This is a genomic window from Corynebacterium phocae (assembly GCF_008693075.1).
GTDB lineage: Bacteria > Actinomycetota > Actinomycetes > Mycobacteriales > Mycobacteriaceae > Corynebacterium > Corynebacterium phocae.
Genome location: NZ_VXKJ01000043.1, coordinates 19413 through 44838, shown reverse-complemented (window position 1 = coordinate 44838; position 25426 = coordinate 19413). Strand labels below are relative to the sequence as shown.

Sequence of the window (25426 nt, the reverse complement as noted above, 5' to 3'; positions counted from 1 at the left end):
CTCTAGGCCAGGGATAGGAACAGCTTTTCCATCTTTTCGGTGTCTATGGCCTCTGGGCCTTCTTGGGTGTAGCACTGCTTGAGCCCGGTGGCAATGATGGAATACCCCGCGCGGTCGATTGCTTTGGCTGCCGCGGCCAGCTGCGTTACCGCCGTCTCACATTCCTCTCCGGACTCGAGCATCCGAATCACGGCATCGATCTGGCCGCGTGCCCGCTTCAGCCGCATTATTGATGGTTTGACATTGGCTGGTTCTAATTGCATGTTCTCATCCCTTTCTCGCGCTTTCATCGTATATCTTAAATTTTTGTCTAGTCCACAAAACTATGTGGCTTTATAAATCTAGATTACCCAACTCAGCGTATTTTTCGAGTTGGTATAACCCCATTGGTGGTCAATTTGCCGGGGTGTTGTCCGACCTGCTTCCGCTACTTGGCTGCAAGGCTTAAGAACCGCAGTTTGTGCGGGTCCGACCCCGCGCCGGTGGCGGGGGTAGCGGGCACTGGCCGGAGCCCTGCTGGCTGCGCAGTTCCACCGGGGAAATCTCCGGCGCGGGGGTGGTCTTCGCGCTTGTCAACATCTACAGTCTGGCGCCTGGAGGTTGCACTTTCTTTGGCTTAATACCCGGTACCAGGACCCGGCGGGGCAGCGATCAAGGCGGCCTTTTTAGTGGAACTGCCATAATGGCAACTAGAGTTCCCCACTTGGAACTAAGCTGTCTAGGCATGGACATCGCGGCTTTTGATCTTGACGGCACCCTCCTTTTTGACCGGGTAATTACGGCGCAGACGGTGGAGGCAGTTTCCCAGTGGCGTGCGGCTGGGAACCTGGCGGTGGCGGCCACGGGAAAATCCCTTGATTCTTGCCGCCGGGCTCTGCTAGACAATGGCGTACACATGGATTATCTGGTCCTCTACAACGGCACAGTTCTGGCCACCGGGGAGGGCCGAGTGCTGTGCGAGGACCGCCTGCCGGCGCCGCTGGTGGACCGCGTGGTAGAAAAGCTCCGGGGCACGGACAACCTCAACCTTTACGTCACCACTGTGGACGGCCCGGACGCGCTTGTGCTGGGCACTGTTGATGACAGGAAAAACTCCATCATCACCAACGTCCGGCGTTTACCGCCGGAGCAGTTGGCGCAGGAAAAGGTGGTGTTGATTTCAGCGTGGAGTCCGGGTGGCAGGAAGCTGCAGCAGGAAATTGAGCGCTGGGTTAAAAGTGAGTTCGAGGTATCTACCTCCATCAATTCCGGTTTCTTGGATATTATGCCGCCGGGGCACACTAAGGCGGCGGGGATTAAGCGATTGCTAGAGCACCTTGGACTTCGCCGCCAGCAGGTGCGTATTTTTTCCTTCGGTGACTCCCATAATGACCTGCCCATGCACTCGCTTGCCGATATCTCTTTCAGCTTTCCGCACGCAGACCCAGAGGTCCAAGAGGCCGTGGATTACGTGGTTGCGGACGCGGTCACCGGGTTGCAGATGCTGGGCCGGCTAAGTCTTTGAAAAGGCTGCTAGTTCCTGTTTCTTCGTGCCCGCTGGCGCGCTGAAGCCCTGGAAAACCCGGGTTTCGCGCGCCACCGGTAACTAGCGCAGAACCGCACCCAAGATATTGCCGATATCGCGGAGGTGCTCGACTTCGGAGGTTAGGAACTCGGGTCCACCCACGCGGCCGATGACTAGGGTCAGGCCCGTGGCACCCAGCGGTGCGGCTGCCAGGGTGGAGTCCAACAAGGACCATGAATGCGGAACCCAGGCGTCCTGGTCCGCGTGGAGCACCCGCGCCGCGGGGACCTTGATATCGGCGGGAACTGTGCCGTCGTCGGCCGGGGCGCTAGATGATGACGCCAGCCGGTGGATGGGTGGGTTGTTGTCAATGACAATTGCCCACGAGGAGGTCATGGCCTTGGGGATAGCGTTGGCCACCTCCTGCATACCGGCTTTGACATTCTTGGCAGTGGCAACGCGGGAAAGCAACGCTATTTGCCCGCGCCTATCTACGCTTCCGCTGAAGGGGCGGAAGGAGTCAACGATTACGCCGTCTACGGCGCTGGCGGCGGTGAGGATGGAGTCAGCCATCACCCCTTGGGGGAGGTTGACTACGATGTCGTCCGTGACGGTGCCGTCTTCGCTGTGCTCAACTACATCAACGGATTCAATGTTGGCGTTGACCATGCCAAAGGCGTCCGCTAGCTGCCCAAGGCTGCCGGGGGTATCTGGGAGGACTACTCGGATGAGAAAAGACATGGAAAAACTTTCCGTTGGTTTTGTGTTCTAGCCCATAGTACGCGCCCTCTTGAACGGGATTCAATGGCGTGGGTGCCAGCCGCTACCCCGGCCGGTGCGTCTGTGTGTGCCAGGGTGCAGTAACATGGGGCCAGAAACTAGCAGAAGCTAAAAGCACTTGTGAATGAAAAGGATGGAGTTCGCGTGTCGGAGATTTCGCGTGATGAGGTCGCGCACCTGGCTATGCTGTCACGGCTAGCACTAAGTGAAGAGGAACTTGAACAGTTCGCCGCTCAGATTGACAAGATTGTTGACTCAGTCTCTGCGGTGGGCAAGGTTGATGCCAGCGGTGTTGAGCCCATGAGCCACCCCCACAGTGTTGATGCCCCTATGCGCAAGGATGTCATTATTCCTACGCTTACGGCGGAGCAAGCACTGGATCAAGCCCCGGCAGTTGAAGAAAACCGTTTTGTAGTTCCGCAAATTCTTGGAGACGAATAAAGATGAGCACTTTTGTCGCACCCGAAAATGGGATTACCTCGCTTTCTGCCGCCCAGCTTGCCCAGAAGATTCACTCCCGTGAACTGACTTCGCGGGAAGTCACCCAGGCTTTCTTGGATCGTATTGCGGAGACAAACGGGGAGCTAAACTCCTTCTTGCACGTCGGTGCGGAAGCGGCTTTGGCTACTGCTGACTCCGTGGACAAAGCGCTGGATGCAGGCCAAGCCCCCGCTTCGCCGTTGGCTGGTGTGCCGCTAGCGCTGAAGGACTTGCTGACCACCACGGATATGCCCACCACGGCGGCTTCCAAGATGCTTGAGGGCTGGATTAGCCCTTATGACGCCACACTAGTGACCAAGCTCCGCGAAGCAGGAATCCCCATCCTGGGCAAGACCAACCTCGATGAGTTTGCCATGGGCTCTTCAAACGAAAACTCAGCTTTCGGCCCGGCGAAAAACCCCTATGACATTGACCGCACTCCCGGCGGTTCCGGTGGCGGCACGGCTGCTGCGCTGGCGTCTGGGCAGGCCCCGCTGGGCATTGGTACGGATACCGGCGGTTCTATCCGCCAGCCGGCCGCGTTGACCAACACTGTGGGTGTCAAGCCCACTTACGGAACTGTTTCGCGCTATGGCCTGATTGCTGCGGCCAGCTCCTTGGATCAGGCGGGCCCCTGTGGCCGGACGGTGCTAGATACCGCCCTGCTGCATGAGGTTATCGCGGGGCATGATTCTTTCGATGCCACCAGTGTGGACAAGCCGGTAGCTCCGGTGGTCGCGGCAGCTCGTGAGGGTGCCAACGGGGACCTGAGTGGCGTGAAGGTTGGGCTCATTAAGCAATTTGAGCGCGACGGCTGGCAGCCGGGCGTGATGGAGGCCTACCACGCCGCCGTGGAGCAGTTGAAAGCCCAGGGCGCGGAAACCGTGGAGGTTGATTGCCCCCATTTCGATGACGCCTTGGCCGCGTACTACCTGATCATGCCGTGTGAGGTGTCTTCCAACCTCGCCCGTTTTGACGGTATGCGCTACGGTCTGCGCGTAGGTGATGACGGCAGCCACTCCGCGGAGGAAGTCATGTCTCTTTCCCGCGCCGCCGGTTTTGGCCCGGAGGTCAAACGCCGCATCATGCTTGGTACCTACGCGCTTTCGGTGGGCTACTACGACGCCTACTACCTCCAAGCGCAGCGCGTTCGCTCGCTGATTGCGCAGGACTTTGCCCGTGCCTTCGAGCAGGTCGATGTGCTGGTGTCCCCAACCACTCCCACCACGGCGTTCAAGCTGGGGGAGAAGGTGGAAGACCCCATGGCTATGTACAACTTTGACCTGTGTACCTTGCCGCTGAACTTGGCCGGCCTGTGCGGAATGTCTGTGCCTTCCGGTATGGCTAGTGATTCTGGCCTGCCCACTGGTTTGCAGATCATGGCCCCTGCCTTCCAGGATGACCGCCTGTACAAGGTGGGCGCCGCTTTCGAAGCCGGCCGCCAGAACTAGCTCCCGTCAGAACTAACTTCCACCGGAACTAGCTTCCACCGGAACTAGCTTCCACCAGAACCCGGGTCCCGGCGGACCCGGGTTCTTTTTCGGCTACCCTGGGAAAGATGGAACAACCAACCCCCAACTTTCAGTGGACCGAAGGCTTCCAAGCCGGCTATGCGGCGGCGTATTCCGACGGCTATAAGGCCGGGATGGAGGCCGCCCGCACGGAGCTCTATACGCAATCGCGGGAGGACTATAAACGTGCTAAGTATGAGGCCAAGGCCCAGAAACGGCGCGAAAAGCAGCGTGAGCGTGAACGGCGGCGGGAGTCTTTCCTCAACGCTGGTGCCACCCCCGCTGCGCCAAAACCTGCCAACAAACGCCGGGTAAATGAGGCCACGGTGACAGGCAGGCAAGAGCTATCGCCCAACATGGTGCGGATTTTTGCCAACGCTCCGGGATTGCAGGGGATGGATCTGGATAAAACCGACCATTATATAAAGATCATCTTCGCACCTCCTGGAGCGCAGTATTGCTGGCCTTTTGATTTTGAGGAGGCAAAGAAGACCCAACCCAAGGACTTCCGGCCGGTGACGCGGACCTACACCCTGCGCAGGGTTGACACCCGCACCGGTGACATGGCCATTGACTTTGTCATCCACGGGGACGCCGGTATAGCCGGGCCGTGGGCACGGGACGTTGAAGTGGGGGCCACGTTTGGATTCCGGGGGCCGGGCGGCGGTTGGTCCCCCACGGCGGACTATGACCACTTTGTGCTGGCGGGAGACGAATCCGCATCACCAGCGATTGCCGCCGGGCTGGAAAAGATTCCGGCAGGCTCCACCGCTATTGCCTTCGTCGAGGTAGAAGCGGAGGGCCACCAGATGCCCATGCCGGAGCGCGAGGACGTGGAGGTTCGCTTTGTCATGCGCAACGGCGCTATGCCCGGAACAGCGCTTTCCCGCGCGGTGCGGAATTACACTCCGCCTGCAGGGCACACCGCCTGGTTTATCCACGGGGTCGCGGAGATGGTCAAAGACCTGCGCCGCAACCTCTTCGTGGAGCGGCAGGTGGCAAAGAAGGACGCCTCCGTCTCCGGCTACTGGCGGCTAAAGATGACCGAGGACCAGTGGCAGGCCACAAAGCACACGTTCGTCGCGGAGATGGAAGCGCAGGAATCCAGCTAGCCCCACCTGCTGCCCAGCCCCCGGGGGCAGCAGTAACCGGGTGCTGGGCGGCCGTCAAGCCTACGTGGAGCCCAGCTACGTGGAGCCCAGCTACGTGGAGCCCAGCTACGTGGAGCCCAGCTACTTGGAGTCGGCCAGGGCGTAGGACGCCCCCGCAGTAGCGGCGGTCACGGCCACTACCGAAGGCCAGGCGCCGATCTTTTTTGCCAGCGGGTGCGACACCCCAAATGCACCCAGGTAGATCCCGGTTAGGGCGGCGGTAGTGGGCACATCTGTCTTAGCCAACCAGGAGCGTCCGGCCCACACTCCGGCGGCGGCAAGGATGGCACCGCCTAGCGGGCGCACTCCGGTTTCCTTGGCGGTGGTCCATCCGCCTACCAGGCCCAGGGCAACAACGGTGGCGGTGGATACGTGCTGTGGTTTCTTAATATCAATCATTCCCATGCCTGGGAGTCTAGACCTGTCTTAGAACAACCGCTAGGGGTGACTACACTTAGTCCCCATGACCTCACCTGTAGCCCCCACGCCCCCTGCTTTACCCACGCTCCCACCGGAAAAAGAAGCCTGGAAGGCCATGTTCGCGCTTTCCTTGGGCTTTTTCATCTCTTTGCTGGACCAAACCATGGTAACGGTAGCGCTTTCTAGCATCCAGCGGGATTTGGGTGCCACGGTCAACCAGGTGACGTGGGTCCCGGCGGCCTTCTTGTTGGCAGTGGTGGTCCCGTTGCTCTTCACGGGGCGCTTGGGGGACAAGTACGGCCAAAGGAAAATCTTCATGCTTGGCTTGGTTCTCTACGGCACGGGCGCGGTGGCAGCAGCACTAGCGCCTACGGTCGGCTTTCTGATTTCCGCGCGCGTGGTCATGGGCCTGGGCGCTTCCTTGCAGATGCCCCAGACTATGGCCATCATCAACCGAATTTTTGACCGCACCCGCCGCGGCCGCGCGCTGGGCATGTGGGGAATTGTGGGCTCAGTCGCTGCACTGACGGGACCGCTTTTGGGTGGCTTTATGGTCGGAGCCTTTGGCTGGCACGCCGTCTTCTGGATCCACGTGCCGTTGGCCACCACCGCTTTCTTCCTGGCCTTGAAGTGGGTTCCGGCCCTTCCTACAACGGCGCGCGCCATTGACTACCCGTCGGTGGCGGTGTCCTTGGTGGCCTTGAGCTGCGTGGTACTGGGCATCCAGCAGGGTTCGGAGGCCGGCTGGGCCTGGTGGATTTGGGTGTTGCTGGCGGTGGGTGCGGGGTGCATCGGGGTATTTCTCAAGCTCCAGGCTAACGCGGCGGCGCGCGGGACTGAGGCCCTGGTGCCGCTACAGCTGTTCACAGACCGCAACTACTGCGCGGGGACCTTGGCCATCGTAGCCATGGGCTTTATGGCTGCCTCCATGATGATCCCCATCATGCTGTGGCTCCAAGACATCCGGGGGCTGACTGCGGGGCAGGCGGGATTGCTGGTCACGCCCATGGCGGTCTTATCCATGCTGGTCTCCCCGGTGGCGGGGATTTTGGCAGACCGCGTAGACCCGCGCCGGCTGGCTAGCAGCGGTTTTTCCATTCTCCTCGTGGGATTCCTCATCGCGTGGGGGATTATGCGCTCAGATGCCAGCGCGTGGTGGCTGATGGTGCCGGTTTCGTTGCTGGGAGTGGGGCAGTCATTCATCTGGGGATCCAACGCTGCCACTACCATGCGCGACATAGCCCCGCAGCTTATGGGATCAGCGTCCGGGGTTTATAACACCTCCCGCCAGGTTGGCTCGGTAATTGGCGTGGCGGCCGTGAGCGCGGTCATCCAAATGGGTGGTTCGCGTGAGATTTTGGCCACTGAAAGCGGCGTAATTCTCACGGCCCAATCACATAATTTTGCTAATTCCCTGCTGGTTATCGTCGTAATGCTGGCGGTGGGATTAATATCCTCGCTTTTCCTACGCGATACGCTGCATAAATAGCGCTGCCAGGGGAAAGTGCGTTGCGGGCTAAACGTGAGTAAATTAGTAGGTATGCGTCTTGCTGTACTTACTTCCGGTGGCGATTGCCCCGGCCTCAATGCTGTTATCCGCGCGGTCGTTCGCACCGCCTCTACTGAATTCGGTGACACTGTTGTCGGATATGAAGACGGTTGGGTGGGATTGATGGATGACCGCCGCCGGGATCTTTATGATGATGCGGAAATTGACCGCATTCTCCTGCGCGGTGGCACTATCTTGGGCACCGGCCGCCTGCACCCGGACAGGTTCAAAAACGGCCTGGATCAGATCCGCTCCAATATGGAGGACGCAGGCGTGGACGCCCTCATAGCTATTGGCGGTGAGGGCACGCTCAAAGGCGCTAAATTCCTCTCCGACAACGGCATCCCGGTGGTAGGCGTTCCCAAGACCATTGACAATGACGTCAATGCCACGGACTACACCTTCGGTTTTGACACCGCGGTCTCCGTGGCCACGGACGCCATTGACCGCCTGCACACCACCGCTGAGTCCCACAACCGGATCCTCATTGTGGAGGTCATGGGCCGCCACGTGGGTTGGATTGCGCTGCACGCCGGTATGGCCGGTGGCGCGCACTACACCGTGATTCCGGAGGAACCCTTTGATATCGCGGATGTGTGCAAAGCCATGGAACGCCGCTTCCAGATGGGGGAGAAGTACGGGATTATCTGCGTTGCAGAAGGCGCCCTCCCCGCTGAAGGCACCATGGACTTTGAAGCCGGCGGCGTTGACCAGTACGGCCACCAAACCTTCAACGGTATTGGCCAGGTCATTGGTTCGGAGATTAAAAACCGCACCGGCTATGACGTGCGAACCACGGTGCTGGGCCATATCCAGCGCGGCGGCACGCCTACCGCTTATGACCGCGTGCTGGCCACCCGCTACGGTGTCCACGCCGCCCGCGCCGCCCACCGCGGTGAGTCCGGAAAATGTGTGGCGCTGCACGGTGAGAACATCGAGTTAGTCGACCTCGCGGAGGCAGTGGGCAAGCTCAAGACCGTACCGCAGGGACGCTACACCACCGCGCGCGCCCTGTTTGGCTAGAGGAAAGTTTCACCCCAGCCGCCGGATATCCCGGCGGCTTTTGCTTTTGCCTACGCCCGGTTGCCGGTGCGTGCCGGTGGCGTATTAAGATAGCGGGCATGACTGCTGCGATGTATGACCTGATGGATTATGACGAAGTCCTAGAGAAGTTTGACCCGGTAATGGGCATGGAAGTCCACGTGGAATTAAACACCAACACCAAGATGTTTTCTACCTCTGGCACCAACTTCAACGCGGAGCCCAACTCCAATGTGGACCCTGTGTCCTTGGGCCTTCCTGGGGCTCTTCCGGTGGTCAACCACCAGGGCGTGGAGGGTGCCATCCGGATTGGTTTGGCGCTCAATTGTTCCATCGCGGAGTCCTCCCGCTTTGCGCGGAAGAACTATTTCTACCCGGATCAGCCCAAGAACTACCAGATTTCCCAGTACGATGAGCCCATTGCGTACGACGGCTACCTGGACGTAGTGCTTGAGGATGGCACGGAATGGCGCGTGGAGATTGAGCGCGCGCACATGGAAGAAGACACCGGCAAGCTCACCCACTTGGGCGGAGCGGATGGCCGCATTCACGGTGCCACTGCGTCTTTGGTGGACTGCAACCGTGCGGGCATCCCGCTGATTGAGATTGTTACTAAGCCCATCGAGGGCGCTGGTGCCCGCGCGCCGGAGGTGGCTAAGGCTTATGTCTCCGCACTGCGCGATTTGGTGGCGGCGCTCGGCGTTTCCGATGCCCGGATGGACCAAGGCTCCATGCGTGTGGACTCCAACCTGTCCTTGCGGCCTGTGGGCACCACCGAGTTTGGCACCCGCACAGAGACCAAGAACATTAACTCGCTGAAGTCCGTGGAGCAGGCCGTGCGCTTTGAAATGCAGCGCCAGGCGCAGGTCATCACCGACGGCGGGGAGATTGTCCAGGAAACCCGCCACTATCAGGAGACTGACGGTTCTACCTCCAAGGGACGGCCGAAGGAGACGGCAGAAGACTACCGCTACTTCAATGATCCGGACTTGCCGCCGGTGCACGTTTCCCGCGAGTGGGTGGAAGAAATCCGCCAGACCCTGCCGGAGATGCCCTGGATCCGCCGCGCGCGCATCCAGAAGGAGTGGGGTCTGAAAGATGAGGAGATGCGCGATTTGGTCAACGCCGGCGCGCTGGACCTCATCATCGCCACGGCGGAGCAGGGTGCCAAGCCTGCCGATGCCCGCTCGTGGTGGGTGTCTTACCTCACCGGCAAGGCCAACGAGCAGGGCGTGGAACTTGCGGCGCTGGATATCACCCCGGCCCAGGTGGCCCGCGTTATCGTGCTGGTGGGCGAAGGTAAGCTGACTAACAAGCTGGCCCGCCAGGCGGTGGACGGCGTGCTTAACGGCGAAGGTGACGTCGATGAGGTAGTCAAGGCCCGTGGCCTGGAGGTCGTGCGCGACGACGGCGCTATTGAAAAGGCCGTGGATGACGCCCTGGCCGCTAACCCGGACATCGTGGAGAAGTACAAGGCGGGTAACACCAAGGTCACCGGTGCCATCGTGGGCGCTGTGATGAAAGCCACCCAAGGTAAGGCAGACCCAGGCCAAGTTAATAAGCTGATTGCCCAAAAGCTGAAGTAAATGCCCTGCCAAGCCTCCATCATTTTGTGATGGAGGCTTTTGGCGTATTCTGTTCAAGGTTAAAAATCTATTAGACCTTTAGGAGAATAATGTCTGTTGGCAAAACTGTCTCTATAGCGCTTTCTTTTATTGGGCTGCTGGTGGGGGCCGGGTTCGCGACCGGCCGGGAAGTGGTCCAGTACTTCACGTCCTTTGGCCTCAGCGGCATCTGGGGGATTATCCTGGCTGGCACCATAATGACGCTTGCCGGCACAGTATTTTTGCAGCTGGGTTCGTATTTCCAGGCTAACGCGCACAATGACGTGTTCCAACGCGTGGCCCACCCCTGGATCTCCCGGTTCCTGGACCTAGCGGTGATTCTCACGCTGTTTGCCATCGGCGTGGTGATGCTAGCTGGTGCCGGCTCTAACCTGGCGCAGCAGTTTGGGACCGCCAACTGGGTGGGCTCAACCATAATGCTGGTGCTGGTCCTGGTAGCCGGCATGTTGGACGTGGGCAAGGTATCTAAGGTCATCAGCGGTATTACCCCGCTGATTGTGGTGGCGGTGGTGGGCCTGGGCGTCCACACCGCGTTTAACCTGCCCGAGGATATCGGTCTGGCCATGAACACCGCCGCGCAGACTCCCAGCCCGATTGACCACTGGCTACTCTCCGCGTTGAACTACAGCGGTCTGGCGCTCATTCTGGCGCTATCTATGTCCTTGGTTATTGGCGGGGATAACTCCAACCCGAAGGAAGCCGGGCGTGGCGGGCTGCTGGGCGGTTTCGCTTATGCGGTGCTGATGGCCACGGCGGCCTTTGCCCTGGTGATGAACGCCGAGGTGGCCGCCAATGATGATATCCCGCTGCTGACCCTGGTCAATCAGATTAACGGCACCCTGGGCCTTGTCATGGCGGTGACCATTTATCTGATGATTTTCAACACGGCTATTGGCATGTTCTACGCGTTGGGCAAGCGCCTTTCCGCGGGCCGTGAAGCGCGCTACCGGGTCATCTTTGTGGCCACCACCCTGGTGGGCTTTGCTTGTTCCTTCTTTGGCTTCAAGTCGCTCATGGCGGTTGTTTATCCCATCTTGGGCTACCTGGGGATTGTCACCGTTGTGGTGATGGTCTACGCCTGGTTCAAGGGATGGTCTGATATCAAGGATGAGTCCGTGCGCCGCGCGCGGGTACGCGAGCTGTTGGGCATGAAGATGGACCCGGAGCAGGACTATAACCCCAAGTATGACCAGGAAATTGGCCAACATGTGGCGGATTCCAACGTGGCGGACCAACGCATCTATGACAACTTGAAGTCGGAAGCCCAGGACGCTGTATCCGGCGAACCCGCCGATGTAGGCTCGGTCGAGGACTACCAGCCGGAGGAGGGCTCCCGGTAGCCCGGTGCGGGGCCTGGTATTTTTCCACCGCCCCAGGCCGGTGTGAAATTTATTACATTTTCCCGGCTGGCAGGTGAAAATTGGCAAATACTACCCGACTCCTGCGGAAAGTCAAGGGTTTTAAGGAAAAACTTTTTGTCTGTGGATAACTCGGCCGGTTTTTCCCTTCCCGGGAAAGTTATCCACAAGTGGTTGAAAATGCCCCGCTAGCTCGAAGAATAACCTGTGCTAGCGTGCAGTGTTATGAACCTTTCGACATTCGCTAGCTACACCTCCCGGGGCCTTAACCCGGTCGAGGAAGCCCGCGGCATGTCTATCACCGACCTTCTCAGCCTGGGCCTAGACCGCAGCGTGGCCACGGACCTCCACGCCTTGGCAGACGTCTACTTCGGTCAAACCCCGTTTACCAACAAACAACGCCGCGCCCGCAACAGCGCCGCGCGCCACAGCCTGGCTTCCTTGCAACGCATCGAAGCCCACGTAGCAAAAGTACGCCGCCAGCTTGATGCCTGGAACCTGCGGGTTAAACTCTGCGCCACCGAACCCCAGCGCGTCGATGCCGTTGCCAAAGACCACTTCAAAGCCACGCCCAAACCACCACCTGCCACCGGGGTGCGCCTTACCCGGCGTCGCTGCGGGGTCAACACCTTGTCCTATACCGGCACCGCCCTAGAAGTCGCTGACATGGCGGCCGTGCTGGCTTCTACCAACGCCACAGATACCGCCGAGGCCTTCCGGCACGTCTTTTTCACAGGCACCGACGGCACCGACGCCGCTATTGCCGCAGTCCAAACCAACATCATCATCGAACTCGAGGACTGGCTGCGCCTAATTTCCGGCGACGGGGAGGAACTAACCTTCCAACTCACCAACGGTGCAACCATGACCGGCAAACAATACCTAGAGCGCCGGCTCGCTGACTGCGGGCTGATAACCCTAGTTGACCCTGTGGCCGGGCCGGTGAACCTCTACCGGATTGCCAGGTTTGCCAACTGGAAACAACGCGCGATGATATCCGCGCAGTTCCCGCACTGCGTCTGGCCGGACTGCAATACCCCAGCCGATAACTGCCAATACCACCACATCCACAGCTGGGCCGGCGGCGGGCTAACCAACCTCGACAACCTCGTCCCGCTATGTGCCTACCACAACGGGGTGAACGAGGACTCCGGGCCGGCTAATACCCGCGGCAAAATCGACACCATCAACGGGAATGTCGTCTGGCTACCGCCCAAAGGCGGGCCGCCACGGGTCATCACACCCCACATCCCCAACCACCGGCCACCACCAAACCGGCACCAACCACCGCCGCAGCAGCACCCACCGCCGGACCAACCACCGCCGGAGCAGTACCCGCGGCCGGACCACCAGCAGCACCAGCCGGCACCGGAGCAGCACCCGCCGCCGCAGCACTAGCCGCAGCCGGACCACCAGCAGCACCCGCCGCCGCAGCACTAGCCGCAGCGTCACCGGCACCGGCAAGCCTAGCCACCGCACACAAAAAGGGCAGTAGGAAAACCTACTGCCCCACACGTGCGGGATTAGTGCAGCAACAACTTAATTGTCAGCGCAATCATCAAGAACCCCACTGCCAGGTTCACCACGCGCCAGGTTTGGGGGCGCGAAAGAACCGGGGAGAGCTTAGCCGCACCCAAGCCAAGGAATGGGAACCACACCGCCGAGGCAGCCAGCGCACCCAACGCGAACAGCCACTTGTCAGGGCCATAAGAATTAGCGATCCCACCCAGCATGACCAGGACGTCAATGTAGGCCATGGGGTTTAGCCACGTGATAGCCAAAGCTCCCACCACAGGGCCCACCCAGGTGCGCGAAGTCTTAGGCCTTAGTCGTGTTTTCACAGCCACGCCACCGCCGGTTTCCGGTGTTCCGGATTCCTGGGCTGTTTCTGGAGCTGTTTCCGTAACTATCACGGCGTCTTGCGGGGGTTTAACAGCGTCGCGGAAGTTGGTGTAGGCAAAGTAGACCAGGTAAGCCGCGCCCAGGTACTTAATAACGTCCAAGGCGGTGGGGAAGTAGGCACCTATGGCACCTACCCCGGCCACGCCTGCGTTGATGAGTAGTACGTCGCTGAGTATACAAACGATGATGATGGCGACGATATGGTCGCGCTTGACGCCCATCTTGATGATGTAGGCGGTTTGTGGCCCCACGGCCACAATCAGGGATAATCCCAGCACAAAACCAGCGATAACTATTGACATAGCCATCAAAGTAGTACGGCCGTAATATGAAGTCCATTTACATCTTTTTCATTCGGTGAAGAACAGCTTAAGATGGCTGGTATGAACCAATCCCAGATGGAAACTTTGCTGGCTATCGTGGATGAAGGCAGCTTTGAAGTGGCCGCAGCCGTGTTGGGGGTTTCCCCCTCCGCCGTGAGCCAGAGAATCAAGTCCTTGGAGTCCAGCACCGGGCGGGTGTTGTTGCGCCGCAGCACCCCAGTTACCCCCACGGAGGCCGGCGAAATCTTGGTCCAAACCGCCCGGCACGTGGCGTTGGTTCAGGCGGAGGCAAAAGCGCAACTTAGCCAACACATGCGCAACGTGCCGCTGTCCGTGGCCGTCAACGCCGATAGCCTTAACACCTGGTTCAAAGACGTCATTGCGGACACCGCCGCGCACGGGGATGTGTCGTTAAAAATCCGGGTTGAAGATGAAAACGCCACCTTGGGTATGCTGCGGCGCGGGGATGTGGTGGGTGCGGTGACCAGCGAGCCCAACCCCGTGGCCGGCTGTGAGTCAACGCCGGTGGGCACTATGCGCTACTTTGCGATGGCATCGCCAAGTATGGAGCTTAGAGCCTGGGACAAGATGCCTGCGGTGCTTTATAACCAGCAAGACCCCCTATTCAAGCGCTGGCTTAGGGGCAAAGACTTGACGCTGCGCGACTTGAGCCGGCGCGTGAGCTATATCCCCAGTGTGGACGCGTATAACGACGCCGTGCGGGTGGGGCTGGGGTGGGGAATGATCCCGGAAATCCAGGCCAGTGAACTTCTAGCGCGCGGCGAGCTGGTGATTATCGATGACACTCCGCTGGAGCTGGATCTCTACTGGCAGCGGTGGCGGCTGGAATCCGCCATGCTTGAGCGCCTGACCGCGAGCGTGTTCCTAGCCGCGGCCGGCGCGCTGCCCCCGGGGAACTAGACCGGCTTGACGGCCGGCAGTTCCAGCTGGAAGTCCTCCGGGTTCTTGAGGTGCTCGCCCGCAGGTAGCGGGCCGGGGAGCGTGGTTCCAGCGGCGAAGGGCTGGCCGCCAAACCGGCCCCGGTCGTGGTCTTCCATGAGCCAGTCCATGTCCGGGCCCACCGGGACTACTTGGGTGGGGTTGATATCTGTTTGCACTATGTAATAGTGCTCCTTGATTTCCTGGAAGTCGGTGGTGTCACCAAAGCCAGGGATTTGGAAAAGCTCCTGCATGTAGCCGCGAATGTTGGGCATCTCTGCCAGCTTGTGGCGGGAGCATTTGAAGTGGCTGTAGTAGACCGGGTCGAAGCGGATGAGGGTGACGTAGAGGCGGATATCGGTTTCGGTGAGATGGTTGCCAACCATGTAGCGCTGTTGACCTAGGCGTTCTTCTACCCAGTCGAGGGCCTCCCATAGGCGCTGGTAGGCCTTGTCATAGGCGTCTTGGGAGCCGGCAAAGCCGCACCGGTATACGCCGTTATTGATGTCGTGGAAGATGCGCTCGTTGAGCTCTTCTATTTCATCTTGGTGTGCCGCCGGGTAGAGATCCGGTGCTCCCTCCCGGTGGAACTGGGTCCACTGGGTGATGAAATCACGGACAATCCAGTTGTAATCATTGCTTACTACCTCGACGCTTTCTTCTTCGACTAGCGCGGGAACGGTGATGCCGCGCTCGTAGTCCGGGAACCGGTTGAAGTAGGCCTCTTGCAGGCGGTGGATGCCGGTGACGGGGTCTTTGCCGTCCGGGTCCAGGTCAAAGCGCCAGGACCGGACGTCGTGCGTGGGGCCGGCTAGTGCCAGTGAGATGGTGTCTTCTAGACCCATCAGGCGGCGGGTGATGATACTGCGGTGTGCCCAGGGGCAGGCGCGTGCGCCCATGAGACGGTAGCGCCCGGCTTCCATGGGCCACAGCGTGGTGCCGTTGTCTTGCGGAGTTTTCTCGGACACCTCGGGGCTTACGCGGTCTTGGATGTAAGTGGTATCGCGCACAAATTCGCCGTCTGGGGAGGCGTTTTTGGCGTCTTCGGTCCAGTCATTGTCTGTCATTGGGTCAGGCTCCCTCGCTGTAGGTAGTATACGTGTCAACAAAAAGCCTACTGAAAGTCCAGCGGGTTGGCTAGGGCGGTGGGTACAGCCGCTGGCGCGGGCTGCCGTCCTCAGAGGGCACGGGGTGAGTTTGCAGGCGGCCTTGAGAGCCGGGGGTAAAAAGGTGTGAGTTTACCTAAAATTCCCTGAATTAAGGAAAATGGGCGTAACGTGGGAGTTTCGTGCCCGGACGGACTCAATCGGGCATAGTTTAGGCAACACAACGGTAACAATTCGCGTGCCGGTTCACATACTGGCTGGCAATTCGTTTAAGTTCGTTGCTATGACACAAAACAACAGGCCAGATAGCGCCGATAAATTCGATGACGTCAACGTCCCTACCTACAACGCTGACGCAGATAATGAGACCACTAGCTTTACCGCGCAGCCAGTGACCCAGTACGCGGGTGATGAGAACGTACACACCTCCGCCGTGGAGCCCACCGGCCAGGTTATTGCGGATCCCGGCTACATCGCGGATGAACCCCGCGCGCCCCAGGGCTACACCGCGCCCCCAACCACCATCACGCCGGATCCCGCTTTCCAGGATCAGGCCACCGAGGATGAGCTTGAGGCGGCTCGCCTGCGCGGCCGCTTGGATGAGCGCCGCGAGGAAGTTCGCCGCGGAACCATTGACTTCGGTCTGCTGCTGGTCCGCGCGGCCTTGGCGGTGCTGCTCATCATCTCCGGTATCACTACCTTCTTTAGCCTGGGTGGCGCTGACGGCCTGACTGGCCTGCAGGAGAGCTTTAGTGGTTATGACTATGGCAATATCTTGGCTATCGCCGTACCTACCCTCCAGCTCATTGCCGGCATTTTCTTGCTGCTGGGCCTAGTTACGCCGCTGTTTGCCATGCTGGCACTGGTGGTTACTGGCTTCACCGCTATTCACGAGATTGCCAACGCCAAGTCTGGCCTGGACATCTTCGCGTGGCCGGAGGCTATCTGGCTGTCCATCGTGCTGTTTGTTATCGCGATTGCCATTCAGTTCACCGGCCCGGGCGTTATCTCCCTGGACTTCTCCCGCAGCTGGGCTCGCCGCCCGCTGGCTAGCTCGTGGGTATTCATTATCCTGGGCATCGCTGCTTTGGTTGCCATCTGGTTCTTCCTGGCTGGCGTTAACCCGCTCGCCTAAAGCCTTGGTGAGTTTATCCCGTCCTCCAATGGGGGACGGGATTTTTTCGATCTAGTGGCTTGTAAAACTGGGGCTCAATCGCGCCCGATGCGCCGCCCACAGCAGCGGAGCGGCCAGCAGCGCTAGCCACACGAAGTCATTGACTAGGAATTTTTGGTACATGGCCATGGTCTGGACGTCGATGATGTCGCCGAACCACCATTTGGGCGGGACGGTAAGTAGCATGCCCGCCCAGGCCGCGAGTACGGCGCAGAGCGCGCCGGCGGGAAAGCTGCGCCAGGTTAGCGCGCGGTAGGCAAAAACGGGGATGATGAGTGCTAGCCACACCCAGTGGTGGGACCAGGACACCGGGGAGATGAGCAGCATGACCATGGCCCCGGTAAGCCAGGCCTCTACCTCTAGCTGGTGGGCGATGAGGTAGCGCATAAGCCACGCGCCGGCTGCGATGGTGCCAAGCGCCAGCACCAACCAGGCGATGTTGGTTAAGGTTCCAGCGGCCTCCATGGCCTCGCGGGAGGTGTAGAGGCGCTGGATGACGCCCTTGATAGAAGAGTTGGATTGGTAGTCGGTGCTCACGCCAAAGTCAGCGCCTTTGCCCATCTCCAGTAGCTTGGAGCTGAAGAATTCTACGAAGGCCTGCCAGCGGAAGGCCGCTGCCAAGGCTGTGGCCGCCAGGGCGGAAACCCCGGCGGCAACGATGGGTTTTATTTCTTTGCGCACCAGGAAGTACAGCAGCATGGCCAGGGGGGTGATCTTGATGGCGGCGGCTATGCCAATGAGCCAGCCCTGGGGCAGGTAGCGCTTGCGCGGTACCAGGTCCAGGACTACCAGTGCCATGACCACGATGTTGATTTGGGCAAACCCGTTATTTAAATCCACCGGTTCGAAGTTGAGGGCCACGGCCCACAGGGGCAGTACCGCCCACCAGATGTCCGCGCGCCCGCATACTGCCCGGAACACCAGGTAGAGGCAGAGTAGGACCAACCCGTTGGACAGGGCTATCAGCAGGTTGCCGGCGGCGTCGTCGGAGAGGCCTAACAAGTTAAGCGGAGCCATCACTAGCGCGCCGAAGGGCGGGTAGATGAAGGGCAGTGCCAGGTCCCCGGCCATCATGGGTTCGGCGTACATGCTGCGCCCGTCCAGGTAGGCCTGCACGCCTTGGCGGTAGATAATCATATCCACGGGGAAGTCGGTTACCGTGATGTGTTTCCAGGTGGAAAACAGTCCGCCAAGAAGGCCTAGCACGGCCAGGGACGCGCGCAGGGCGGGGTGGAGGAGCAGCGCGGAAAGGCGCGAAGAGTAGTCAGTCACGGGTTCTAACTTAGTTCACCGGCCCGGGAACGCGGAATATGGGTGGGTGGGCTGTCACAGGGGAAGTTGGCGTGGCCGGGCGGAGAAAAATCTGGGCGGTTGGCACGAAAATTTCCTTGATTTCCATTCTGGAAAGTGTCATACTTTCCATACGGGAAAACAAGACTCGAAGGAGGAGCCATGAGCGTCCACGAAGCACTGGAATTCAACCAGGAACTTGACCGAAAGAAGGCAGACCGCAGCTGGCTGGGCAGGCTGGCGCTGGCGGCGGCATCGGCAGTGTTTGCGGCCACAGCGCTGCTGGTTCCGCAGCGGTGGTACGTTGCCATGTTGATAGGGCTCACCCTGGCAATTCTGGGCGCGACACTAGTTCGGTTTGTGTGGGCACCTGCGAAGCTGCGGCCGGCCTCGCGCCAAAGCCCGCGTGCCAAACAAGCGGGGCTCAATTGGAAACTAGGAATGGCTATCGGTGTGACGGTTTTTGGCGTTCAGGTACCGGGGTGGATCCGTGATGTCAGCTATCCCGTGGCCTGGTACGTCGTGGTGGGGGTAGCCGCCTGCTACTTTGCCCTTGGTTACTGGCTGTGGGGCGCATACCGCGCCGCCGCTAACGGGGAATAAGATCATGCTGAACGCCGTTATCCACCCCCTCCCCAGGTTTAAAATCTGCGCGGTGCTCAGCGCCTACGGGGCGGTGGAGTGGGAGACAAAGCCCCGCCAGGAGATGCGCTTTTCTGCGCTGGCGGAGGAGACGGGGCTCAAAGCGCCCGCACTGTCCAAGCAGCTTTCCGCTCTCGAGGAGGCGGGATTTGTCACCCGCTTCCGCGAGTACGGCTCCACCCGCGCCAAAGACACGGTGTGGGTCATGCTCACCGAGCAGGGCAAGAAGGCCTTCGACGCTCACCTGGCGGCGTTGCAGTCCATGAGCGAGCCAGGGCAGTAGCGCCGGCGTGGCCGTTTCTTGGTAGATAACGGCTCGCGGGCCGGGTTTGGGCGATTATCTACCAATGAACGGCTAGTGCACGGAGCCGTCCACCACGCGCACCGCGCCGCGGTCCGCGGAGGTGGCCATGTTGGCATAGGCACGCAGCGCTTTGGTCACCGGCCGGTTGCGGGTGGCGGGCGTGTAGGGCTTTTCGCGGGCCTCCTGGGCGGCGCGGCGCTTAGCCAGCACGTCCTCGGGGACCTCAAGCTCCAGCTTGCGCTCGCGGATGTTGATGGAGATGGTGTCTCCGTCTTCAACCAGCGCGATGAGCCCGCAGTGGGCCGCTTCCGGGGAGATATGCCCGATGGACAGCCCGGAGGTGCCGCCGGAGAACCGGCCGTCGGTAATCAGGGCGCACTTCTTACCCAGGCCTGCGCCTTTGAGGAAGGAGGTGGGGTGGAGCATCTCTTGCATCCCGGGGCCACCGGCGGGGCCTTCGTAACGGATGACCAGTACGTCGCCCGGCTGGACCTGGCGCTTTAAGATGATGGAGACTGCTTCTTCCTGGCTTTCGACCACGCGGGCGGGCCCGGAGAAGGTCCACAGTTCTTCCTCCACGCCAGCCGACTTGACGATGGCCCCGTTGGGCGCCAGGTTTCCACGCAGAACCACCAGGCCGCCGTCTTTGGAATAGGCGTGTTCGGCGGAATGGATGCAGCCTGATTCCTGGTCCGTGTCCAGGCTGTCCCAGCGGCAGTCCTGGGAGAAGGGCTCGGTGGTGCGCACGCCGGCAGGCGCGGCGTGGAAAAGGTCGAGCGCGCGGTCAATGGCCTTGCCGCCACGGATATCCCAGTCAGACAACCAACCGTCCAGGGTGTCGTAGGCCACGGTGTGGACGTCCTCGTTGAGCAGGCCCGCGCGGCGAAGTTCGCCCAGGATGGCGGGGATCCCGCCAGCGCGGTGGACATCCTCGATGTGGTAGATGCCATTGGGCGCTACCTTGGACAAGCATGGCACGCGGTAGGAGATGTTGTTGATGTCTTCGAGCGTGAAGTCCACGTCACCTTCCTGGGCGGCGGCCAGGGTGTGCAAGATGGTGTTGGTGGACCCGCCCATGGCCATGTCCAGCGCCATGGCGTTGGAAAACGCCTCTTTGGTGGCCACGTTTCGCGGGAGCACGGAGTCATCTTCTTCCCCGTAGTAGCGCGCGCACATGTCCACTATCATCTCACCAGCCTGCTCGAACAGGCTGCGGCGCTCCACGTGGGTGGCCAGGGTGGTGCCGTTGCCGGGCAGGGAAAGCCCTAGGGCCTCGGTGAGGCAGTTCATGGAGTTGGCGGTAAACATCCCGGAGCACGAGCCGCAGGTGGGGCAGGCGGATTCCTCCACGGCCAGCAGCTCCGCGTCGGAGATGGAGTCATCCGCAGAGGCGGTAATCGCGTCCACCAGGTCGGTGGAAGACCTGGCCACCCCGTTGATAACCACGGCCTTGCCGGCTTCCATGGGCCCGCCGGAGACAAAGATGGTGGGGATATTAAGCCGCAGCGCGGCGTTTAACATGCCCGGGGTGATCTTGTCGCAGTTGGAGATACACACGAGGGCGTCGGCAGTGTGGGCGTTGACCATGTACTCCACGGAGTCGGAGATGACCTCGCGCGAGGGCAGGGAGTAGAGCATGCCGGAGTGCCCCATGGCAATGCCGTCATCGACGGCGATGGTGTGGAACTCTTTGGGCACGCCGCCGGCTGCGCGCACGGCATCGGCAACAATATCGCCGACGTTCTTTAGGTGCACGTGGCCGGGCACGAACTGGGTATAGGAGTTGGCAATGGCCACAATGGGCTTGCCAAACTCGTGTTCTTTGGTGCCGGTGGCGCGCCAGAGCGCGCGGGCGCCGGACGCTTGCCGGCCAACGGTGGTGATTTTTGAGCGCAGAGGGTACATGGGGGTCCTAACAGTTAGTTTCTTATTCCGGGGTGGCCTCGGGGTGTTGGCGCTGATATTCGGCAAATTCTTCCTTGGTGAGAAGGATTTGCTCACCATCGCGGCGGATAACCACGACTTTGTTATCGGCTGCCTCTTGGCCCGCGGTAAGCGCGTCGGGGATCCGCCCATGGGAGGCCTCCGCAAGCTGGGGTAGCGAGTTGAATGTTACCCCAGGGAGCGTGACCCTCGTGTGATTGGCAAGCTCTGCGTACGCGCCCGCGCCTTTAAAACCGATACCCCGGAAATCCTCCCACGCAATCTTCTTGTTGCTGCGGAAGGCGTAGACGGCCTCAATGCCGCTGTCATCTACCCGCGTGCCGGCCCGCGTGACCCACCAGACGGCAAGCGCAGGGAAGATGAGGATCCACCCCAGCTTCAGCGGTGCCCACGCGATAATCATCAGTGCTAGTCCCGTCATAATGATGATGGCCAGCAGGTGGGCGCGGTCCGGTCTGAAAGTGTGGGCGTTCATATGCGTAAGGGTAATTGACTGGCGGGGATTTACGAACTTTTCCGCGCTGTGACTGGGGTGCGCTGAATTTAAGGGGGTGATGAGTGGCACATTTTATTTTCTAGTGTATGGTAGAAACCATGATCATTATTCGACTTCAGCTAGTAGTACCTGACGCGGCGCCTGCCGCCACGGCCCCTTAGTTGTCGTTGGAAAGCAAGCGCCCTCGCCAGTAGCCACAATCTACTGAGACGGGGGCTTTTGCATTGATTAACGGCTAATATCCCAGCCGTATGGTTTTCCTGGCCGCACCGCACACCCACGCGGGGCAGTTTGGGAAGCAGGAGACTGATTTTAATCAAGGAGAGAAGATTTACCGTGGCAGCTAAAAACCAGCCTTCGCCGGCAACGGTAGCAACTACCGCCCCTGGCCGGAAGGCTAACGGACCCAAGACGGAAAGAATTACCGGCGCCCAGGCCATTGTGCGCACGCTCGAAGACCTAGGGACCGATTTGGTGTTTGGTATTCCGGGCGGCGCCGTGTTGCCGCTGTACGACGCCTTGCATGGATCCACCAAGTTGCGTCACGTGCTTACCCGCCATGAGCAGGGCGCCGGCCATGCCGCTGAGGGTTACGCGCAGGCTTCCGGCAAGGTGGGCGTGATGATTGCCACCTCGGGCCCGGGTGCCACCAACTTGGTCACGGCGCTTGCCGATGCCAACTTGGATTCCGTTCCAGTAGTAGCCATCACCGGCCAGGTAGGGTCCAATTTGTTGGGCACCGACGCCTTCCAAGAGGCCGATATCCGTGGCATGACCATGCCCATCACCAAACATAACTACATTGTTACCAACGCCCAGGAGATCCCGGAAGCGATTGCCGCGGCCTTCCACCTGGCGTCCACGGGCAGGCCCGGACCGGTGCTCATTGATATCCCTAAGGATATCCAGATCTCCTACCTGGATTACAGCTTCCCGCCGCGCTTGGACTTGCCCGGTTATAAGCCGGTTACCGTCCCGCACCCCCGCCAGATTTCCCAGGCGGTGAAGATGATTGCCAAGGCCAGCAAGCCGGTGCTCTACATTGGCGGCGGCGTAATCAAGGCTAACGCGCACCGTGAGCTGATGGACTTCGTGGAATACACGGGTATTCCCGTGGTTACCACGCTGATGGCGTTGGGCGCTTTCCCGGATTCCCACCCGCTGCACCTGGGCATGCCGGGTATGCACGGGACGGTGCCGGCGGTGGCGGCGTTGCAGCGCGCGGACTTGATAATTAACATTGGCGCGCGTTTCGATGACCGCGTGACCGGCGACCTGGAAACCTTCGCGCCCTATGCGCAGGTCATCCACGCGGATATCGACCCCGCGGAGGTGGGCAAGCTACGCGCCGTAGACGTGCCCATCGTGGGAGACGCCCGGGAGGTTTTGTCCCACCTGTTGCGGGCGTACAAGAAGAACTCCAAGCTTGGTCTTCCGGAGATGACAGACTGGCTGAAATACTTAAACACCATGGTGGAGCGCTTCCCGCGCGGCTGGGAACCTACTGAGGACGGCAAGCTCAACCCGCAGTTTGTTATTGAGAAGTTGTCTGAGACGGTGGGCCCGGACGCCATCTACTGTGCGGGCGTGGGCCAGCACCAGATGTGGTCAGCGCAGTTCATTGATTTTGAAAAGCCGCGTAGCTGGATTAACTCCGGCGGCGCGGGAACCATGGGTTACGCGGTTCCTGCCGCGTTGGGCGCTAAAGCCGCTATGCCGGACAAAGAGGTGTGGGCGGTTGACGGTGACGGTTGCTTCCAGATGACCAACCAGGAGCTGACCACCGCCACTATGGAGGGCTTTCCCATCAAGGTTGCGGTTATTAACAACGGCAACCTGGGTATGGTGCGCCAGTGGCAGACGCTGTTTTTCAACAAGAATTACTCCAATACCAAGTTGCGCGATGGATCGCGTTACCTCCCGGACTTTGTCAAACTGGCGGAGTCTATGGGCTGTGAGTCTATCCGCGTGACCTGCGAGGAGGAGGTGGTTCCGGCCATCAAGCGGGCGCAGGAGATCAATGACCGCCCGGTGGTCATTGACTTCATTGTGGGCGAAGACGCCCAGGTCTGGCCCATGATTGGCGGCGGCGCTTCCAATGAGGAAGTGCAGTACGCGATGGGGCTGCGGCCGCTATTCGATGAGGAAGAATCTGCGGCCGAATCCCCGGCCGCTATCAATGAGGCTATTGAGGAGGCCTAAGAAAATGGCAGCAACTGATATCACCCGCCACACGCTCTCCGTTCTGGTGCAGGACGTAGAGGGCATTGTTACCCGCGTGACCGGGATGTTTTCCCGGCGTGGGTACACGCTGGCCTCCTTTGTCACCGCCAAGACCGAGGTGGAGGGCATTAACCGCTTTACCATCGTGGTTGACGCCAATGAGGTGGTCATTGAGCAGGTCACCAAGCAGCTCAACAAACTCATCCACGTGCTCAAGGTGGTGGAGCTGGAGGAAGAAACCACCATTGCCCGTTCCATCATGTTGGTGAAAGTGGCCGCTAATAACACCACCCGCCCGCAGGTGGTAGACGCGGTGAACATCTTCCGCGCCCGGATCATCGACGTGGCGCAGGAGTCCGTGGTCATTGAGACTACCGGTTCCCCGGGCAAACTCCGCGCGCTGCTGGATGTCCTTGAGCCTTTTGGTATCAAGGAGTTGGCGCAGTCCGGAGCGGTGGCGCTGGCCCGTGGCCCGAAGTCAATGGTGCCCCCGGGCCGGCCTGGTATAGACTAAGCTAGATCCCACGGTGCGGTCATTAGAGTCCACGCCGTGGTACACGCTGGGCAGCCTGGCGCGCAGGCGCGGGTTACTCGGCTAACATCAACCCTGAAGATTTCCCCTTCCAACAAAACAGAAAGATTGACAAACCATGGCTATTGAAACTTTTTACGACGCTGACGCTGACCTCTCCTTAATCCAGGACCGCAAGGTAGCCATCATCGGCTACGGCTCCCAAGGACACGCGCACGCCCAGAACCTGCGGGACTCCGGCGTAGAGGTCTGCATTGGCCTGCGTGAGGGCTCCAAGTCCGCGCAGAAGGCTGAGGAAGCCGGCTTCCAGGTCAAGACCAACGCGGAGGCCGCCAAGTGGGCTGACCTCATCATGCTGCTGGCCCCGGACACCTCCCAGGCGCAGATCTTCACCGCGGACATTGAGCCCAACCTGGAAAGCGGCAACGCCCTGTTCTTTGGCCACGGCCTGAACATCCACTTCGGGCTCATCAAGCCCGCCGCCGGAATCACCGTAGGCATGGTTGCCCCCAAGGGTCCCGGCCACCTGGTGCGCCGTCAGTTCGTTGACGGCAAGGGCGTTCCTTGCCTTATTGCCGTGGAGCAGGACCCGGAGGGCAACGGCAAGGAGCTGGCTTTGTCTTACGCGGCGGCCATCGGCGGCGCCCGCGCCGGCGTTATCCCCACCACCTTTGAGGCGGAGACCGTCACCGACTTGTTCGGCGAGCAGGCGGTGCTGTGCGGCGGCACCGAAATCCTGGTGAAGACCGGGTTTGAGGTCCTAGTTGAGGCCGGCTACGAGCCGGAGATGGCCTACTTCGAGTGCCTGCATGAGCTCAAGCTCATCGTGGACCTGATGTTCGAAGGCGGCATCGCCAACATGAATTACTCCATCTCTGATACCGCTGAATTTGGCGGCTACATCTCCGGCCCGCGCGTGATTGACGCGGACACCAAGAAGCGCATGAAGGAGATCCTCACCGATATTCAGGACGGGACCTTCACCAAGCGCCTGGTGGCCAACGTGGAAGGTGGCAACAAAGAGCTCGAAGGCCTGCGCGCTGAGCTGGCCAACCACGAAATTGAGACCACCGGTGCCAAGCTGCGCGACCTCATGAGCTGGGTAAAGAACCCCCTTAACGAAACGGCCTAA

General features: G+C 60.4%; 24 protein-coding genes and 1 pseudogene. 17 read left to right on the top strand and 8 right to left on the bottom strand.

Translation table 11 applies throughout. The features are described 5' to 3' along the window. Positions 1-2 precede the first annotated feature (2 nt). Entirely contained in the window at positions 3-263 is a 261-nt protein-coding gene (locus tag F4V58_RS06875) for a metal-sensitive transcriptional regulator (RefSeq protein ID WP_075734539.1), read from the bottom strand. Between the two features lie 419 nt (positions 264-682). On the opposite strand from F4V58_RS06875, the gene F4V58_RS06870 reads away from it, so the two are divergent. Next, positions 683-1504 (top strand): HAD family hydrolase, encoded by an 822-nt coding sequence (locus tag F4V58_RS06870; protein WP_084559718.1) that lies wholly within the window; start codon positions 683-685, stop codon positions 1502-1504. A gap of 81 nt (positions 1505-1585) precedes the next feature. Here the strand turns inward: F4V58_RS06870 and F4V58_RS06865 are convergent, their stop codons facing one another. Continuing rightward, complete coding sequence (locus F4V58_RS06865) at positions 1586-2245, bottom strand: ACT domain-containing protein (RefSeq protein WP_075734535.1); 660 nt, start codon at positions 2243-2245, stop codon at positions 1586-1588. A gap of 183 nt (positions 2246-2428) precedes the next feature. Between F4V58_RS06865 and gatC the strand changes: the two genes are divergently transcribed. The 4 genes and pseudogenes from gatC to F4V58_RS13070 all read left to right on the top strand — a co-directional run. Further along, positions 2429-2725 (top strand): Asp-tRNA(Asn)/Glu-tRNA(Gln) amidotransferase subunit GatC, encoded by a 297-nt coding sequence (gene gatC, locus F4V58_RS06860; protein ID WP_075734533.1) that lies wholly within the window; start codon positions 2429-2431, stop codon positions 2723-2725. 2 nt (positions 2726-2727) lie between these two features. Then, on the top strand, positions 2728-4215 hold the full coding sequence (gatA, locus tag F4V58_RS06855; RefSeq protein WP_075734531.1) for an Asp-tRNA(Asn)/Glu-tRNA(Gln) amidotransferase subunit GatA: 1488 nt from the start codon (positions 2728-2730) through the stop codon (positions 4213-4215). A 107-nt stretch (positions 4216-4322) separates the two neighbouring features. After that, positions 4323-5387 (top strand): siderophore-interacting protein, encoded by a 1065-nt coding sequence (locus F4V58_RS06850; protein WP_342743270.1) that lies wholly within the window; start codon positions 4323-4325, stop codon positions 5385-5387. A gap of 63 nt (positions 5388-5450) precedes the next feature. Next, positions 5451-5504, top strand: a pseudogene (locus F4V58_RS13070) (pentapeptide repeat-containing protein); the annotation flags it as partial. Positions 5505-5507: 3 nt separating this feature from the next. Here the strand turns inward: F4V58_RS13070 and F4V58_RS12710 are convergent. Next, positions 5508-5831, bottom strand: a complete 324-nt coding sequence (locus F4V58_RS12710) for a hypothetical protein (protein ID WP_075734529.1) — start codon at positions 5829-5831, stop codon at positions 5508-5510. Between the two features lie 58 nt (positions 5832-5889). On the opposite strand from F4V58_RS12710, the gene F4V58_RS06840 reads away from it, so the two are divergent. The 5 genes from F4V58_RS06840 (at position 5890) to F4V58_RS06820 (ending at position 12817) form a co-directional block, all read left to right on the top strand. After that, the gene (locus tag F4V58_RS06840; RefSeq protein WP_075734527.1) at positions 5890-7335 is read left to right on the top strand and encodes an MFS transporter; all 1446 of its coding nucleotides are present in this window, start codon (positions 5890-5892) and stop codon (positions 7333-7335) included. A gap of 51 nt (positions 7336-7386) precedes the next feature. Further along, entirely contained in the window at positions 7387-8418 is a 1032-nt protein-coding gene (locus F4V58_RS06835; protein WP_075734525.1) for an ATP-dependent 6-phosphofructokinase, read from the top strand. Between the two features lie 98 nt (positions 8419-8516). Then, the gene (gatB, locus tag F4V58_RS06830; protein ID WP_075734523.1) at positions 8517-10022 is read left to right on the top strand and encodes an Asp-tRNA(Asn)/Glu-tRNA(Gln) amidotransferase subunit GatB; all 1506 of its coding nucleotides are present in this window, start codon (positions 8517-8519) and stop codon (positions 10020-10022) included. Between the two features lie 89 nt (positions 10023-10111). Beyond that, a complete protein-coding gene (locus F4V58_RS06825) occupies positions 10112-11401 on the top strand; it encodes a YkvI family membrane protein (protein ID WP_075734521.1) in 1290 nt (429 codons plus the stop codon). A gap of 243 nt (positions 11402-11644) precedes the next feature. Continuing rightward, complete coding sequence (locus F4V58_RS06820; protein ID WP_150385741.1) at positions 11645-12817, top strand: HNH endonuclease signature motif containing protein; 1173 nt, start codon at positions 11645-11647, stop codon at positions 12815-12817. A 125-nt stretch (positions 12818-12942) separates the two neighbouring features. Here F4V58_RS06820 and F4V58_RS06815 read toward each other — a convergent pair whose 3' ends face one another. Further along, the gene (locus F4V58_RS06815) at positions 12943-13623 is read right to left on the bottom strand and encodes a LysE/ArgO family amino acid transporter (RefSeq protein WP_075734517.1); all 681 of its coding nucleotides are present in this window, start codon (positions 13621-13623) and stop codon (positions 12943-12945) included. Positions 13624-13704: 81 nt separating this feature from the next. Here F4V58_RS06815 and F4V58_RS06810 point away from each other — a divergent pair, with 81 nt between their 5' ends. After that, on the top strand, positions 13705-14565 hold the full coding sequence (locus F4V58_RS06810) for a LysR family transcriptional regulator ArgP (RefSeq protein ID WP_075734515.1): 861 nt from the start codon (positions 13705-13707) through the stop codon (positions 14563-14565). Here F4V58_RS06810 and F4V58_RS06805 read toward each other — a convergent pair. After that, a complete protein-coding gene (locus tag F4V58_RS06805; protein WP_075734513.1) occupies positions 14562-15650 on the bottom strand; it encodes a glutathione S-transferase C-terminal domain-containing protein in 1089 nt (362 codons plus the stop codon). The genes F4V58_RS06810 and F4V58_RS06805 overlap by 4 nt on opposite strands. Before the next feature lie 322 nt (positions 15651-15972). On the opposite strand from F4V58_RS06805, the gene F4V58_RS06800 reads away from it, so the two are divergent. Next, positions 15973-16824 carry a DoxX family protein gene (locus tag F4V58_RS06800; RefSeq protein ID WP_075734511.1) on the top strand — a complete coding sequence of 284 codons (852 nt, stop codon included), beginning with the start codon at positions 15973-15975 and terminating at the stop codon, positions 16822-16824. 51 nt (positions 16825-16875) lie between these two features. Here F4V58_RS06800 and F4V58_RS06795 read toward each other — a convergent pair whose 3' ends face one another. After that, entirely contained in the window at positions 16876-18135 is a 1260-nt protein-coding gene (locus F4V58_RS06795) for a glycosyltransferase family 87 protein (protein ID WP_245802958.1), read from the bottom strand. A 180-nt stretch (positions 18136-18315) separates the two neighbouring features. On the opposite strand from F4V58_RS06795, the gene F4V58_RS06790 reads away from it, so the two are divergent. Together F4V58_RS06790 and F4V58_RS06785 are read left to right on the top strand one after the other, a co-directional pair. Continuing rightward, on the top strand, positions 18316-18756 hold the full coding sequence (locus F4V58_RS06790) for a hypothetical protein (protein ID WP_075734509.1): 441 nt from the start codon (positions 18316-18318) through the stop codon (positions 18754-18756). 4 nt (positions 18757-18760) lie between these two features. After that, the gene (locus F4V58_RS06785) at positions 18761-19078 is read left to right on the top strand and encodes a transcriptional regulator (RefSeq protein WP_075734507.1); all 318 of its coding nucleotides are present in this window, start codon (positions 18761-18763) and stop codon (positions 19076-19078) included. 72 nt (positions 19079-19150) lie between these two features. On the opposite strand, the gene ilvD is transcribed toward F4V58_RS06785, so the two are convergent. Together ilvD and F4V58_RS06775 are read right to left on the bottom strand one after the other, a co-directional pair. Then, positions 19151-21004, bottom strand: a complete 1854-nt coding sequence (gene ilvD, locus F4V58_RS06780; protein ID WP_075734505.1) for a dihydroxy-acid dehydratase — start codon at positions 21002-21004, stop codon at positions 19151-19153. Between the two features lie 22 nt (positions 21005-21026). Beyond that, a complete protein-coding gene (locus F4V58_RS06775; protein ID WP_075734503.1) occupies positions 21027-21518 on the bottom strand; it encodes a PH domain-containing protein in 492 nt (163 codons plus the stop codon). Positions 21519-21875: 357 nt separating this feature from the next. Between F4V58_RS06775 and F4V58_RS06770 the strand changes: the two genes are divergently transcribed. From F4V58_RS06770 to ilvC, 3 genes are all read left to right on the top strand, one after another. Further along, positions 21876-23741, top strand: a complete 1866-nt coding sequence (locus F4V58_RS06770) for an acetolactate synthase large subunit (RefSeq protein WP_075734501.1) — start codon at positions 21876-21878, stop codon at positions 23739-23741. A gap of 4 nt (positions 23742-23745) precedes the next feature. After that, entirely contained in the window at positions 23746-24276 is a 531-nt protein-coding gene (ilvN, locus tag F4V58_RS06765; RefSeq protein WP_075734499.1) for an acetolactate synthase small subunit, read from the top strand. A gap of 136 nt (positions 24277-24412) precedes the next feature. Continuing rightward, entirely contained in the window at positions 24413-25426 is a 1014-nt protein-coding gene (gene ilvC, locus F4V58_RS06760) for a ketol-acid reductoisomerase (protein ID WP_075734497.1), read from the top strand.

Bases quoted from the DNA above. Each gene is read 5' to 3' on its own strand.
- F4V58_RS06875 (WP_075734539.1), bottom strand. From the start codon at position 263: ATGCAATTAGAACCAGCCAATGTCAAACCATCAATAATGCGGCTGAAG.
- F4V58_RS06870 (WP_084559718.1), top strand. From the start codon at position 683: ATGGCAACTAGAGTTCCCCACTTGGAACTAAGCTGTCTAGGCATGGAC.
- F4V58_RS06865 (WP_075734535.1), bottom strand. From the start codon at position 2,245: ATGTCTTTTCTCATCCGAGTAGTCCTCCCAGATACCCCCGGCAGCCTT.
- gatA (WP_075734531.1), top strand. From the start codon at position 2,728: ATGAGCACTTTTGTCGCACCCGAAAATGGGATTACCTCGCTTTCTGCC.
- F4V58_RS06850 (WP_342743270.1), top strand. From the start codon at position 4,323: ATGGAACAACCAACCCCCAACTTTCAGTGGACCGAAGGCTTCCAAGCC.
- F4V58_RS12710 (WP_075734529.1), bottom strand. From the start codon at position 5,831: ATGGGAATGATTGATATTAAGAAACCACAGCACGTATCCACCGCCACC.
- F4V58_RS06840 (WP_075734527.1), top strand. From the start codon at position 5,890: ATGACCTCACCTGTAGCCCCCACGCCCCCTGCTTTACCCACGCTCCCA.
- F4V58_RS06835 (WP_075734525.1), top strand. From the start codon at position 7,387: ATGCGTCTTGCTGTACTTACTTCCGGTGGCGATTGCCCCGGCCTCAAT.
- gatB (WP_075734523.1), top strand. From the start codon at position 8,517: ATGACTGCTGCGATGTATGACCTGATGGATTATGACGAAGTCCTAGAG.
- F4V58_RS06825 (WP_075734521.1), top strand. From the start codon at position 10,112: ATGTCTGTTGGCAAAACTGTCTCTATAGCGCTTTCTTTTATTGGGCTG.
- F4V58_RS06820 (WP_150385741.1), top strand. From the start codon at position 11,645: ATGAACCTTTCGACATTCGCTAGCTACACCTCCCGGGGCCTTAACCCG.
- F4V58_RS06815 (WP_075734517.1), bottom strand. From the start codon at position 13,623: ATGTCAATAGTTATCGCTGGTTTTGTGCTGGGATTATCCCTGATTGTG.
- F4V58_RS06810 (WP_075734515.1), top strand. From the start codon at position 13,705: ATGAACCAATCCCAGATGGAAACTTTGCTGGCTATCGTGGATGAAGGC.
- F4V58_RS06805 (WP_075734513.1), bottom strand. From the start codon at position 15,650: ATGACAGACAATGACTGGACCGAAGACGCCAAAAACGCCTCCCCAGAC.
- F4V58_RS06800 (WP_075734511.1), top strand. From the start codon at position 15,973: ATGACACAAAACAACAGGCCAGATAGCGCCGATAAATTCGATGACGTC.
- F4V58_RS06790 (WP_075734509.1), top strand. From the start codon at position 18,316: ATGAGCGTCCACGAAGCACTGGAATTCAACCAGGAACTTGACCGAAAG.
- F4V58_RS06785 (WP_075734507.1), top strand. From the start codon at position 18,761: ATGCTGAACGCCGTTATCCACCCCCTCCCCAGGTTTAAAATCTGCGCG.
- ilvD (WP_075734505.1), bottom strand. From the start codon at position 21,004: ATGTACCCTCTGCGCTCAAAAATCACCACCGTTGGCCGGCAAGCGTCC.
- F4V58_RS06775 (WP_075734503.1), bottom strand. From the start codon at position 21,518: ATGAACGCCCACACTTTCAGACCGGACCGCGCCCACCTGCTGGCCATC.
- ilvN (WP_075734499.1), top strand. From the start codon at position 23,746: ATGGCAGCAACTGATATCACCCGCCACACGCTCTCCGTTCTGGTGCAG.
- ilvC (WP_075734497.1), top strand. From the start codon at position 24,413: ATGGCTATTGAAACTTTTTACGACGCTGACGCTGACCTCTCCTTAATC.